The organism is Lysinibacillus mangiferihumi, from assembly GCF_003049665.1.
Classification (GTDB): domain Bacteria; phylum Bacillota; class Bacilli; order Bacillales_A; family Planococcaceae; genus Lysinibacillus; species Lysinibacillus mangiferihumi.
In genome coordinates, this window is record NZ_PYWM01000035.1 from 19,724 (window position 1) to 33,768 (window position 14,045).

General features: G+C 36.4%; 12 protein-coding genes. 8 read left to right on the forward strand and 4 right to left on the reverse strand.

The window, feature by feature from the left end:
* Positions 1 to 63 precede the first annotated feature (63 nt).
* Positions 64 to 1,503, reverse strand: a complete 1,440-nt coding sequence (locus C9J37_RS22935) for an MDR family MFS transporter (protein ID WP_107897251.1) — start codon at positions 1,501 to 1,503, stop codon at positions 64 to 66.
* Positions 1,504 to 1,618: 115 nt separating this feature from the next.
* Positions 1,619 to 2,026, reverse strand: a complete 408-nt coding sequence (locus C9J37_RS22940; protein WP_107897252.1) for a DUF421 domain-containing protein — start codon at positions 2,024 to 2,026, stop codon at positions 1,619 to 1,621.
* A 646-nt stretch (positions 2,027 to 2,672) separates the two neighbouring features.
* Here C9J37_RS22940 and C9J37_RS22950 point away from each other — a divergent pair.
* Together C9J37_RS22950 and C9J37_RS22955 are read left to right on the forward strand one after the other, a co-directional pair.
* Entirely contained in the window at positions 2,673 to 3,947 is a 1,275-nt protein-coding gene (locus tag C9J37_RS22950; protein ID WP_107897253.1) for a histidine--tRNA ligase, read from the forward strand.
* Between the two features lie 33 nt (positions 3,948 to 3,980).
* A complete protein-coding gene (locus C9J37_RS22955) occupies positions 3,981 to 4,484 on the forward strand; it encodes a GNAT family N-acetyltransferase (protein WP_107897254.1) in 504 nt (167 codons plus the stop codon).
* A 99-nt stretch (positions 4,485 to 4,583) separates the two neighbouring features.
* On the opposite strand, the gene abc-f is transcribed toward C9J37_RS22955, so the two are convergent.
* Together abc-f and C9J37_RS22965 are read right to left on the reverse strand one after the other, a co-directional pair.
* On the reverse strand, positions 4,584 to 6,059 hold the full coding sequence (abc-f, locus tag C9J37_RS22960) for a ribosomal protection-like ABC-F family protein (RefSeq protein WP_107897255.1): 1,476 nt from the start codon (positions 6,057 to 6,059) through the stop codon (positions 4,584 to 4,586).
* A 187-nt stretch (positions 6,060 to 6,246) separates the two neighbouring features.
* Positions 6,247 to 7,113, reverse strand: coding sequence for an Rgg family transcriptional regulator (locus C9J37_RS22965; protein WP_167397410.1), 867 nt, complete (start codon positions 7,111 to 7,113; stop codon positions 6,247 to 6,249).
* Positions 7,114 to 7,838: 725 nt separating this feature from the next.
* On the opposite strand from C9J37_RS22965, the gene C9J37_RS22980 reads away from it, so the two are divergent.
* From C9J37_RS22980 to C9J37_RS23005, 6 genes are all read left to right on the forward strand, one after another.
* A complete protein-coding gene (locus tag C9J37_RS22980; protein ID WP_107897272.1) occupies positions 7,839 to 8,828 on the forward strand; it encodes an ABC transporter substrate-binding protein in 990 nt (329 codons plus the stop codon).
* Positions 8,829 to 9,003: 175 nt separating this feature from the next.
* On the forward strand, positions 9,004 to 10,020 hold the full coding sequence (locus tag C9J37_RS22985; protein WP_107897259.1) for a FecCD family ABC transporter permease: 1,017 nt from the start codon (positions 9,004 to 9,006) through the stop codon (positions 10,018 to 10,020).
* Complete coding sequence (locus tag C9J37_RS22990) at positions 10,013 to 11,053, forward strand: FecCD family ABC transporter permease (protein WP_107897260.1); 1,041 nt, start codon at positions 10,013 to 10,015, stop codon at positions 11,051 to 11,053. Before C9J37_RS22985 ends, C9J37_RS22990 begins: the two co-directional genes overlap by 8 nt.
* Before the next feature lie 87 nt (positions 11,054 to 11,140).
* Positions 11,141 to 11,947, forward strand: coding sequence for an ABC transporter ATP-binding protein (locus C9J37_RS22995; RefSeq protein WP_107897261.1), 807 nt, complete (start codon positions 11,141 to 11,143; stop codon positions 11,945 to 11,947).
* A 15-nt stretch (positions 11,948 to 11,962) separates the two neighbouring features.
* A complete protein-coding gene (locus C9J37_RS23000; RefSeq protein ID WP_107897262.1) occupies positions 11,963 to 12,739 on the forward strand; it encodes an IucA/IucC family C-terminal-domain containing protein in 777 nt (258 codons plus the stop codon).
* A 300-nt stretch (positions 12,740 to 13,039) separates the two neighbouring features.
* Positions 13,040 to 14,044 (forward strand): ATP-grasp domain-containing protein, encoded by a 1,005-nt coding sequence (locus C9J37_RS23005; RefSeq protein ID WP_167397411.1) that lies wholly within the window; start codon positions 13,040 to 13,042, stop codon positions 14,042 to 14,044.
* Position 14,045 lies beyond the last annotated feature (1 nt).

The following is a 14,045-nucleotide window of genomic DNA, read 5'->3' on the forward strand; positions in this document are numbered from 1 at the left end:
TGTCTGAAAAAAATAAGCTATAAAGAAAAATTCTCTCCATAGCTTATTTGAAATTCACTATTTTTATAGCTCGCTAGTTTGTGGGGCTGGCTTTAAAAAGAACCAAACAATTAGTAACGTTACAAGTGCTAATATAAAAGTACCCATATAAATAAAATGTACGCTGGAAGCTAATGCCTCTTGTGATTTGGTCGCTATGTTTGCTGTCGTTCCGGCATGTCCTCCAGAAGATACAAGATCTAGTTTTTGAATACCTTGTGCATGGATCATCGTGTTGAACATCGCCCCGAAAACTGCAGCTCCTAACGTTTGGCTAAATGTATTGATAAATGTATTTAAACCAATGGCTGTTCCGCGTGTTTGATTTGAAACCGCTGTTTGAATCGTTACCATGTAAATAGGCGTCACAAGCCCCATGCCTAATCCGAATAATCCAACCCCAACATAAATAAGGAAAGCGGGTGACTCTGTCGATAATGTAAATAATGAGAAGGCGGCAACGGATAGCACGCTAACCCCAAGTAGAATGATTTGTTTCGTATTGAAGCGACCTACTAGTTTACTAGAGAATAATGTACCAACTGTCCACATAACAGGTAAGGGCATTAAAATAAGCCCAGCATCTGTTGCGTTTTTCCCTAACACTCCTTGGCTCCAAATAGGAAGATACATCGTAATGCTGATAAGCATGGCACCAGAGATAAGGGTTAATAGATTGATAGTTGATAATGTACGGTTAGAGAATAAGGCTAACGGAATTAATGGTTCCGGTGATTTTTTCTCTACCAATAAGAAAATAATAAATGAAACAACGGCAAAGATTAGGAGACTTATAATGGACATGTCTCCCCAGTTGTTTTTGCTGCTACCTGTTAATAATGCATAAAGTAGAGCGATTGCACTTAATGAGAACACTGTTGCACCAAGATAGTCGATATGATGTTTGGCAGGCCTAATAGATTCTTTGTAATAAATGACAATCATTAAGCAAGCGATAATGCCAAAAGGAACGTTTAAGAAAAAGATGTAGCGCCAAGAAAGAGAGTCAACTAAAAAACCGCCAACTAATGGTCCGATAACACCCGAGACACCCCAAACGGCACTTATCCACCCTTGCGCTTTTGCACGGTCTTTCACTTCGCTATATAGGTCACCAATAATTGTCATTGTAATAGGCATAATAGCGCCGGCTCCAAGACCTTGAAGGGCACGAAAGACGATAAGCTGTTCCATTGAGGTTACAACACCGCAAAGCGCAGAACCGATTAAAAAAATGGCAGCGCCGATAAGTAATACTTTTTTGCGACCAAATAAATCTGCTAGTTTCCCGTAAATTGGGGTCGAAACGGCGGTGGCAAGCATATAAATGGCATACACCCAACTCACAAGTTCGACACCTGACAAATCACTTGTAATACGGGGGATTGCTGTACTAATAATGGTTCCTTCTACAGCAGAAAGGAATGTCATTAACATTAATGACACAATAACTTTTTTTCTCATAGTTTCCCTCTATACTTCCATACAGTTAAATTTATTCAATATATATTACCCCTAAATCTCCCAAATAACAAACCTAGTTTCACTTTGATAATATACCAAGCTTAAGCCTACGATTTTAATTCCCTTTGCGGATACCTTCTTTGTTATTCGTATAGGTTTTGATGAAAAATCCATCTGTCTGTGACCATTCCGCATACAAAATATCCTGAATTGTAGGGAAGCCTTCCTTGCGCAGTTCATCATATAACCATTCTTTGGATTTACCCGTATACCTTAATATTTCTTCGTTAATTTCTCCTTCATCCACAAATAGGAAGTTCATCGTGTCGTCTTTCGTTTTTAAATGAAGCATAGCTGGTGTGACAGTATCAAATTCAGCATATTTTTTTAGGCTAACCGTACCACCAGGTTCTAAGTATAAATCACAAACTTCCCGAAGAGAGAAGATACCTTGCTGTCGTAGCATAATCCGTAACTGCTCCATTTCTAGATGATTCGCTTGGATGTATATGAAAAAAATCAACCTGCTATCAACCTCTATAGAAAATATGATTTTGCGTATATTGATACGGTTGATTTAGGCTACAGTGAATATGGTTTAGAGAATTTTGAACTGTATCAAAAGCTACTATAAAGTTTTAACTAGGGGCTGGGACATAACTAAAAAAATTTAAGAAATAGACGAAAGGTGTTCATGATTTTTTGCTATATGGAGAACTTAGCTATTCTTGCTTTTGCAAAAAAATTAGAAGTGTAATTAATCTTGCTATGCCGTTGTTGCCCGCGTCTTACATTGTGTGCTGTTCTGAGCAGGAGTCACCGCCTTCGCTACCAACAACTAGTGAGTCAATCTAACACTTTTTCTCTTTTGTCTCAGCCACTTCTTGGGTGCTATCTCCATTAGGTATTCCTTTTATTAGAAAATATTGAATTGACAAAATTATTCATTTAGTATAAAGTTACGAATAATTGAATGGAGGAGATTATATGTCGTTTTTACAACGTCTAATTTCAGCAACTCAACATCATCATATCCACTAGTCTTGCTATCTTTATTAATTTTTTAATAATGAATAGGAAGACTATTTCTCATGAAATCGTATAACTAAGCCGAAGTTGGAGCTTATGTTAGTACGGTTTTTTTATTTTTTAAAAAAGGAGCAATGAAGATGAAGAAAATGGATTATCAAAATGTTAGAGGAACGCAAGATTATTTACCAGAGCAAGAACGTATTCGTCGTAAAATCCGTCGTACGTTAGAAGATACTTTTATCACATATGGGTGTAAACCACTCGAAACACCGATTTTAAATTATACAAGCTTAATGGCTTCTAAATACGCAGGAGGTGCTGAAATTTTACAAGAGATGTATGTGCTATCGGATCGAGGAGAACGTGAACTAGCATTACGTTATGATTTAACGATTCCATTCGCAAAGGTCATTGCGATGAACCCTACATTACCGATGCCATTTAAACGTTATGAAATTGGCAAAGTGTTTCGAGATGGCCCAATTAAAGCGGGGAGATTTCGTGAATTTACACAATGTGATGTAGATATTGTAGGGGTCGATTCACAAGCAGCAGAGGCCGAATTGATGATGATGGCATTAGATGCTTTTGAAAAGTTAGAGCAAGATGTTGTCATTCAATATAACAATCGTAAGCTATTAGTTGGCTTACTTCGTGTTTTTGGTGTAGATACTGATGTGCAAAGTCGAGTAATTTTAATACTCGATAAAATTGAAAAAGTAGGTCATGATGCAGTTTTAGCAGAGTTAACAGAGCTAGGTTTGCAACTTGCTGTTGTAAAGCAAATCGCATATTTTTTACAAGACGATAGAAAAAATACACTTGCTTATTTCCGACAATATGATGAGCCTCTGATTCAAGAAGGGGTAGCCGAAATGGAAGAATTAGAACACTATTTAAATAAGCTTGGCATTACAAAAAATTGTCTATTTAATCCTTTGCTTGCGCGTGGGCTAGAAATCTATACGGGAACAATTTATGAAATGTTCGTACGGGATGGTCGAATAACATCCAGTATAGGAAGCGGGGGTCGTTATGATAATGCGATTGGCGGGCTATTAGGAGGAACCGAAAAGTTCGCTACGGTCGGTATTTCATTTGGGTTAGATGTTATTTTTACAGCCATGATGTTAGATGAACAAAAAAATCAGGAGACATTAATTGATATTTATATCATTCCCATTCATACAACAGTAGAGTCTCTTGTATTAGCAAAAGCATTGTGGAAAGATTATCGCGTTGAAGTAGAGCTTAGTGGTAAAAAATTAAGAAAAGCGATGGATAAAGCAAATCGTGAAAACATTCCTTTTGTCATTGTGTTGGGGCAAGAGGAAGTAACGCAAAATCACTATATGTTAAAAAATATGCAGACAGGGGAGACCTCTACTAAAACTTTTATTTTCAATGCATGAATGGAACGATAACGAACGGAAAGGGGATAGATTATGGAGATTCGTATTTTAAGTAAATCAGATGCACAAGTATATCAAGAAGTGCGTTTAAGTGCATTAAGAAATAATCCGGAAGCATTTGGTTCCACATATGAGCGTGAAGTAAACGTTTCGTTACAAGAAGTTGCAGAGCGAATAGAAGCAACGGCGGAAAAGTTTGTGCTCGGTGCTTTTCATAACAATGGTTCGTTGGTAGGCATTGTAACTTTTGTGCGTGAAGACAGTCCAAAAATGAGTCATAAAGGGAATGTTTTTGGTATGTATGTTGCACCTGAAGGAAGAGGGGGTGGATTAGGGAAATTACTGATGAGCGAATTAATAAAGAGGGCGAAATGTTGTGAAGGTTTGGAGCAAATAAACTTAACAGTTGTTTCTGATAATAGTTCAGCCCAAAAGTTATATAAGTCATTAGGCTTTGAGGTTTACGGCTTAGAACGCAATGCTCTTCAATTTAATGGGCACTATTATGACCAGGAATTGATGGTGTTATATCTCTAATTTGAAAGAACTTATGATTTCACTTCTATCTTTGACTCTTTCCTCATTTGAAAACCACCCGTCTCATCGCGGGTGGTTTTAATGCCTTAGAGGCTCATTCTATTTTTCCTTGATAAGCTGTAACGTTTTATCTTTAATTTCCCAAATTTGGTCAGCTACTCTTTCTACAATAAGCTGATCGTGAGTAGTAAAGAGCACTGTTCCTTTATAGCCTAGTAAAAATTTTTCCAATGCTTCAATGGTAGCTAAGTCTATAAAATTTGTTGGTTCATCTAAAATAAGGACATTAGAAGGTTTGGCAAAAAGGGCTGCCAAAGAAATTCGTGTTGCTTCTCCACCACTCAGCGCATGTAAAGGTTTTCTAATAGTGGCTTCTTCAAAGCCAAGGTTACTGAGAATCGCCCGAATAAAACTTTCTTTATACTCACTCATCTTCATAAGATACTCTAATATACTTATGTCCCCACTCAGTTTATAATCCATTTGCTGATAAGTGCAAAATGCAATTTTCGAGGAAAGCGTGATACCATCTTGATTATTCATTATATAGTGTAAGAAAGTTGATTTACCTACTCCATTGTCTCCTACTATAGCTATCTTCTTGCCAAGTGGGAATTGGAAATCCTGTTCTGCAAGAAGTATATTGTCTCCAGCTGTAACTGTAATATTATGTCCCATTATTGGAAAACGATTATTTATTTCAAGCTCTTTCACTATTGGAAAAGAAATTGGTTTAGGATCTTTGTCAATATGAATCTCCTCTAACATATCCATTCTTTTCTCTATGGATTTAACGGTTTTCATCATACTCTTTTGAACCGTGTCTTTTTGTTTGGAAGAAGCTAAGCGATTCGGTTTGATATTTCTTTGTTTGTTTTTTTCACTAACGATAGAAATTTTCTTTGCCTGACTCTTTTTCACTTCTACAGCTTCTTGTAATCGTTCTTTTTCTTTTGTGACTTTTTGATATTTTCTTTGTAACTCCAATTTCTCTTGTTGTTTCTGTTCCAGATATTTTTCGTAATTGCCGTTAAATTCCTTGATTTGCCCATTATCTATTTCCCAGATTTTTGTGGCAATTGCATTAATAAAATAGCGATCATGGCTGACAAATATTAAAGTACCGTAGTAATAATTTAATTCTTCAATCATTATGTCAATGCCATTTTTATCTACGTGCGTTGTCGGTTCGTCTAGCAGCAGACCCATTTTATATTGAGAAAGTAACTGAACTAAACGAAATTTTGATTGTTCTCCACCACTAAGTGTTTCAACACTGTTAGTAGGAACGTTCAAGCGGCTAAGGAGTTGGGAATCTAGATAGTCAGCATTCGTTTCTTCCTTTAGCTCGCCGATTTGTTGAAAATAATTGAAATCGACAAATCGTTTAATCTTTCCATTATCAGGTGTAATCGTACCTGCAATGATATTCAATAAAGTCGTTTTGCCTTGACCATTTTTCCCTACGATACCAATGCGGTCATTTTGGTAAACGGTTAATTCCTTAGTATCAAAGATTTCCTTGTCCCCAAAACTAATTTGAACATTGTTTAATTTTAAAGCAAGCTCTTCCATTTGTATCCCTCCAGTCTCAAAAATGAAGATGGCATGTTCCTCTTATTTGAATAAAAGGTTTATAGCATGCTAAAAAAGAGAAGATTATTTCCATGGAAATATAAATTGTAGAACGATGCTTGTTTTAGTTTGAGTTTAAAATAAGGTTAGCGTTAGTTGCTTTTTTCTGCATAGCACAAAGTGAAGCTTATAAAGATTTAACTTTTTCTAATCCACTATGCTCAAGTATGTAAACTAACATTCGATTAAACATAACCTCATGTTCGCTAGCTTCTATATGTCCAACAAACTCAATTGTTTTTATTACCTCTGAAATGGAATCTTGATCTTTGTGTATTGTGATGTTATAAAAACCTTTAAATATTTTGAACAGTGCTTTTTCAAAGAAATCACTATCATTTAGTTGTATGGTGTTTAATAATTTAAACCACTTATTGATGTAAAATGAATCTTTTTGTTCAAATGCTAAAATTAACGCATTGACTACAAGTCTAAAGCTTTCATTTCCATAAGGCCTAGTCTGACTGTATTTATTAAACATTTGAATACAACGTACAAGAATAACATCAATTAATTCTAATGAAAAAACATACATACTATTTGTAAATAGTACTAGTTCATAATGAGTCCAAAATTCAGTACTGATTAAATACTTAAATAAACTGCTTGTTTTGCCATCAATATCTTGCCCCAACAACCTGCAAATCCTGAAATTCAGAAGATCGGTCATATGTTCATTTTTTAAACCGGTAAAATCTGCCTCTAGTTTCTTCCTTAAAGAGCGCAATTCATGAATATCCTGAACCCTATATGCACTAGATAATTCCTTTAAAAAGCAAACTACCTTATCACTCGCATAGTTGCTATGAATTAAGAAAAACTCATTAGGAGAAATATGTAATCTATCCATAAATAAGGATAGATTATAGATACTAGTGTCAGTTTGACCGCTGGCAAAACGATGATAAGCAGCTCGAGTCACTATGCCATCACAAAGATCCTTTATTTTAATCTTTTTACCTTCTCTTATCATTTCAATTGTAGGACCAAACATATTGAAACCTCCATAAATGTATATATTTGTATACATTTTAACATCGAGTTATGTCATTTCTATATAATCAAAATCGTTTAGAGTTTTATAAATGCTTTTTCTGACCTTTATAAACTTGAATATTAAACATATATAAAGCATTGGATAATAAAAATCCCAATGCTCTTTTTTATCTAAAATTATAGATGATTCTTTTTTTGGCTATGTAGTCATTAAATAAAATAGAGAGAGCCTTTTGTAAAACGAAGGGAGAGGAAGAGCTGCATCTCTTTATAGAGAATATAAAAGATATCACTTTTTTGATAATCTTACTTTCTAGTTTTATTTACCGACGACAACTTAAATTAACGAAGTGGAAACGAAAGCTTACTAAAGGTGAAATGTTGATGTATTTTCTTACATCTATCGCACTTCCTATTTATGGGGTTATCTATTGTGTGCAGCTTTTTGCAACATAGCAATGATGCATAGGAAAAGGACAATAAAAGTAGCTGGAGAGAAACATGTCTGTTTTTCTTCGGCTACTAATTTTTATGCCTTTATTCATTACGGTTTTTCAATAATACATACTAAAGGAAAAAATAAACATCCTAAATATTCTAAAAATATATTGAAATTCATGCTTTACATAATTATAATGATAATGATTATCATTATCGCTCATTTAAATAGTTGATTGGAGGAAAATTATAGTGAACTCTATAAAATTAATAAGTTTTAGAAAGATGGTCATGTTTTTAGTGTTGTTATTTGCACTGGTGTTAGTCGGATGTGGAAATAAGGAGTCTGAAGATGCTTCGAATGCGGATGACAATAATACAACGCAAGAAAGTAGTACTGATAATAATAGTACTGAAAATAGCAGTCGAGAAGTTACACATTCATTGGGTACAACAACAATCGAAGGGACACCTACGAAAATCGTTACGCTTTATCAAGGTGCTACAGATGTTGCTGTAGCGATGGGCATCAAACCTGTAGGAGTTGTAGAATCTTGGGCAGATACACCATATTATGAGTATTTACAAAAGGACTTAGAAGGTATTCCTCTTTTAGGGGAAGAAACACAGCCTAACTTAGAGGAAATTGCAAAACTTCAGCCGGATTTAATTATTGCTTCGAAAAATCGTCATGAGGAAATTTATGAACAATTATCACAAATCGCACCGACAGTTGTTCATCAAGATGTATTTGATTTTAAAGGGACAATCAATTTAATCGGAGAATCGACTGGTAAAGAAGATAAAGCAAAAGAATTACTTGCAGAATGGGAAAGTCGTGTAGCTGATTTCCAAACAAAAATTAAAGATAAGCTAGGGGATAAATGGCCAATTAGTGCTTCGGTTGTCAATTTTAGAGCTGACCACGCACGTGTTTACCCAGCAGGTTATGCAGGTGAAATTTTAACAGAGCTTGGCTTTAAAGGACCAAAAAATATAACGGAAAATCCGCTACCTATCGTTTTAAGGTTTACAGATAAAGAAAGCATTCCGCAAATGGATGCAGATGTCATTTATATGTTTTATATCGAAGATGAAGCAACGAAAAAAACATTAGAAGAATGGACAAGCCATCCATTATGGAAAGAGCTTGAAGCGGTTAAAAATGACCAAGTATACCGTGTGGAAGAGGTGTACTGGAATTTTGCAGGTGGTATTTTAAGTGCACATATTATGTTGGATGATATTTATGACAGATTTGAGCTAGAAAAGTAAGAAAGCAGATATAGTCGATTAAGGTATCGCAAGGAATGCTATTCTTTGCATCAAAAAGGGGGCTCTAAAGCGATGAGCCCCTTCATTTCTAAATAATGCTTCATCTATTGTATATGGGAAGATGCAAGAGGTGGCTAGAAAAAGACATAAATAAGGTTAAGAAAGTAGGAGTTCAATGCAAAATTTGCTTACCAGTACCTCAATGAAAAAAAGTGTCTTTATTATTTGTTGTGTGTTGCTGATAGTGGCATTTATGTTAAGTGTAGCTCTTGGTCAAACATCAATTCCATTTCGATTAGTGTATGATGCTTTTTTCAACTATGATGCATCAAATGCGGAGCATGTAATCATTCGAACATCTCGTTTCACTAGAGCTGTAGTTGCTACCGTAGTCGGAGCAAGTCTTGCAATAGCTGGGGCTTTAATGCGTGCTTTGACGAGAAATCCTTTAGCCGCACCAGATATTTTAGGTGTTAACGCGGGCGCATTATTTTTTATTGTTTGTGCAATTACATTTTTTTCTATGGACTCGTTAATCCATTATATGTGGGTTGCTTTTTTAGGAGCTGGTGTTGCGGGTGTTCTTGTTTTTTTCTTAGGGTCTTTAGGAAGAGACGGCTTAACGCCAATCAAAATTGTGCTAGCGGGTGCTGCTATTTCGGCATTATTTGTCTCGTTTACACAGGGATTGTTGGTAATCGATGAGCAGGGCATACAAAGTGTGCTTTTTTGGCTTGCGGGTTCTGTTTCAGGGAGAGATTTGAATATGTTACTACCTGTATTACCATTCATCATAATAGGTAGCAGTGTGGCCTTTTTAATGGGGCGTTCCATCAATATTTTGCAGTCAGGAGATGATATTGCGAAAGGCTTAGGGCAACGCACGATTTTAACAAAGGTTGTTATGGGTATTATTGTTATCTTGCTTGCTGGGGGATCAGTCGCGGTTGCTGGCTCCATTGGCTTTATCGGCTTAATCGTGCCTCATATGGCAATGGGCTTAGTAGGTACAGATTATCGCTGGATAATTCCGTTTAGTGCAGTTATTGGTTCGACGTTGCTACTGTTGGCAGATATTGCAGCTCGCTTTGTGATTATGCCGTTAGAAATGCCCATCGGTGTTATGACTGCATTTATTGGTGCACCCTTCTTCATTTATATAGCACGAAGGGGGTTAGCGAAAAATGCATAATTATATAACGGTAAGAACGAAATCAAATAAAATATCTTTTCAACTATCAAAAAAAGTAGCAATGGTTACTATCCTTCTTTGTATATTGCTATGCGGCATGATTATGCTTGCGCTTTCGGTAGGAAGTGATTTTATACATCCAGTGACTGTACTAAAGGAATTATTTGGCTACGGAACAGGTGAATATCTATTTACAATCCAAACGTTACGACTTCCTAGAGTATTACTTGCCGTGTTAGTTGGTATGGCGCTTGCTGTATCAGGGTTAATATTACAAGGTATTATTCGAAATCCTTTAGCTGCACCGGATATTATTGGTGTAACAAGTGGTGCATCAGTAGGTGCAATGTTATTTCTTACATATGCAACGGTGAGCATACACTACTTACCATTAGCAGCCATTATAGGAGCGGGAGTAGTATCAGCTATTATCTATCTCTTGTCTTGGAATAAAGGTGTCACACCTATACGAATGGTGTTAATCGGTATTGGGATTTCGGCACTTACGAAAGGGATAGTGACAATGCTGATTGTCATGGGTGAAGAAGTACGCACAACAAGAGCTTATATATGGCTTACAGGTAGTTTGTATGGGGCGAATATGCAGGATGTTTACTTATTACTCCCTTGGGTGATTGTTTTAAGTATCTTCACTTTTGTCATGGCAAGAGTTATCAATGTAAAAGAATTAGGTGATGATATTGCAGTAGGTGTAGGGGTACAGGTACAAGTTTACCGATTATTGTTCTTGTTGATTAGTGTTATGCTAGCTGGAACAGCCGTGGCCTTTGTAGGAGGAATAGCATTTGTCGGATTAGTAGCTCCTCATATTAGCAGAATGCTAGTAGGCCGTTCATTTGCCGCACTCATTCCGATTTCTGCAATGGTCGGAGCCATTATCGTAATTTTTGCAGACATTGTTGGTCGTACACTATTTTTGCCAAAAGATTTACCAGCAGGTGTATTTACTGCCGCAATTGGTGCGCCATTTTTTATTTATTTACTGTTCCGTACAAGAAATCAACATTCATAACACGATTAGAAATAAACGATACATAGGGAACATTTTTATAGAGGTTCTTATGTAGCAGTACAATATGAGAAAGTAGGTGTAACGATTTTGAATAATGTACTAGAGGCGAATGCATTAACAGTTACCTATGGGAATGCCAACATACTTGAGGATTTACATTTACAAGTACCAGAGGGGAAAATTACGGTTTTAGTTGGTGCAAATGGCTGTGGCAAATCGACATTATTACGGACATTTGCACGCCTAATAAAACCGAAGGAAGGACACGTTTTATTAGACGGTGAAAAAATACGAGATTTATCGACAAAAGCAGTTGCGAAACGATTAGCGATATTGCCACAAGGACCAATAGCGCCTGAAGGATTAACAGTTTTACAACTGATTAAACAAGGTAGGTACCCACATCAAAGCTGGATTAAGCAATGGTCAAAAGAAGACGAGCAAATTGTCAATCAAGCATTGGAAGCAACACAGATGACTCCATTTGCGAATAGCCCTGTCAATGCATTATCTGGAGGTCAACGCCAGCGGGCATGGATTGCGATGACATTGGCGCAAAAGACAGACTTGATTTTATTGGATGAGCCAACGACTTACTTAGATATGGCACACCAAGTAGAAATTTTAGATTTATTGTTCGATTTAAATAGCAAAGAAAATCGTACAGTTGTTATGGTTTTGCATGACTTAAATTTAGCTTGTCGTTATGCCCATCATATCGTGGCAGTGCGCGATAAAAAAATTTATGCACAAGGAAGGCCAGAGGATATTATAACAATTGATTTAGTGAAGGATGTATTTGGCATGGGTTGCACGATTATGAACGATCCTCTTTTTGGCACACCTTTATGTGTACCGCATGGAAAGGGCATAAAGTGCTGTCTTAGAGCCTAAGCAGGAGGAACTTTTATGGTAAATGTACCGAATGATCACCGACTAACGCCGACAGATATTGCTATTCTGACAGAGAACTATCGTTTCACGGAGACAAACTTGCCCGCTTCGCCCTATTCAATTTCATCTAAGGATTTACTGTATGAAGAGCACTGTCGTCAATATCTACAAACCATTTCGCCAATTTTTAATTCTACTTCTTTAATCACAACAGCTTCTTTATTTGCAAAGCGCTATAGCGTCTTAACAATGGCGGCACCTCTGTTTGCCATGTCAATGCTCCAAAAGGGGATAAATGCGGCGATTGACAATGTTCGTGTGGAGTCAAGCTATCAGGAAGATTTATGGCTCCCGAAAATAGCATTGGCTGATGCACAAGTATTTCTACCCATAAGCAGAGCGGAATGGAGAGACCAAATCCTCCAATCGTTATTTGCGGATAATATGGCAAAGGTATGGAAGGCGCTGTCGACTACTGCCAAAGTTTCAAAGGCGGTTTTATGGGAGCATGCGGCTATGTATGTGCACTGGTTTTATGAAACGCAATTTCGCCAAGGGGCAAGTGAAAGGGAAATCGCCTTTTTAGAAGAAGACTATCACTACATTATGACGGAAGCTCCAGGTGAAATTTTTGGCGAACGTAAAAATCCGTTTACGCGATATAATACGCCAAAGGTTATGACTAGAGGCACCGACAAGCCTATAAGACTACGTAAAACTTGCTGTTATTATTATTTAACCTCTGAAGAAGAACATGATTATTGTATATCATGCCCCAAAATGCCAACGTAAAATAAATGGTTTTCGTCTCTATTGTAGAGTGAATGAAACTTTCCTTTCTATAAAAGTTGATAATTGATGCTAAGGCACAAGAAAAATGCCACCTTGTGCCCGTGCATTGATTATAGGAAGTAAGCGTTGAAATCCCCAAATTGCTTGAATTTTAACCACGCATTATTAGTAAGAGTTCTCCTTTGCCTCCTAAATTGTGGATTATTTTTTAACATTAACTTGTAAATTGAAGCATACATTGTTATTATATAATTGATAATGATAATCGTTCTCAATTATTTTTCCGTGGGAGGAGTAGGTTTGACACAACAGCAAATAAGCAATTTACAAAATCAAATCATTATACAGAAAGCAAAGGAAATGGGCATAGTTTGTACACCATTACTTGCAGATTGTGAGGATTTTTTAGAGCTAACTTATAAAGACAAAACAGTTATTATCAATAAATCAAGGTCTCATCAGTTGTTGTTGATAAGCGGATTGTTAGCACAAAATAAGGAAGCAACAAACAAATTATTAGCAAGAAATAAACTACCTATTACCGATACGCTTATCGTAGAGGAAGTTGGAGAACCAGCTATTCAATTTTTAACAAAGAATAAAACGGTTGTAGTGAAACCTATTAATGCTAAATGTAGTTTAGGTGTAACCATTGGCATTAAGACGCTAGAGCAATTAGAGCAAGCAGTGATAGTTGCTAAACAATATAGTCAAAAAATTATGCTTCAAAGATATGTAGTTGGACATGATTATCGCGTGTTAGTAATAGATGGTGAGATGATTGGTGTTTTAGAATATCGATCAGCTTTTATAGAAGGTGACGGCTATTCGACTATTCGTCAATTGCTAGAGGATTTAAATGATAAGCAATTGAAAAAAAACACGCTTGAGCCTGAAAATAATCAAGCAATCGAAGTGGAATCGATAGACTTTCAAAATATATTACATCGGAATGGGCTTACGCTTGATGATGTTTTAGTAAAGGGTCAACAAGTAGAGTTATTTGTGGATGACAATATGTTAGTAACGGACTTTTATGATTTTATAACAGATCGCACAGCAGATATTTGTCCTGAAAATATTGAGATGGCGATTCGTGCAGCCAAAGCATTGCAAATTGACGTGGCAGGCATCGACATTCGATGTTTACATATTGATAAACCGTTAGATCAAACAAATGGCGTCATTTTAGAAGTAAATGCCTTGCCAGATTTGGTGGACCCCTCGAATTATTTTGCAAAAAGCACGAAAAATGCAGCTGAATCATATTTAACCTATCTATTAGATATAGAAAAGGAGCAGTGAC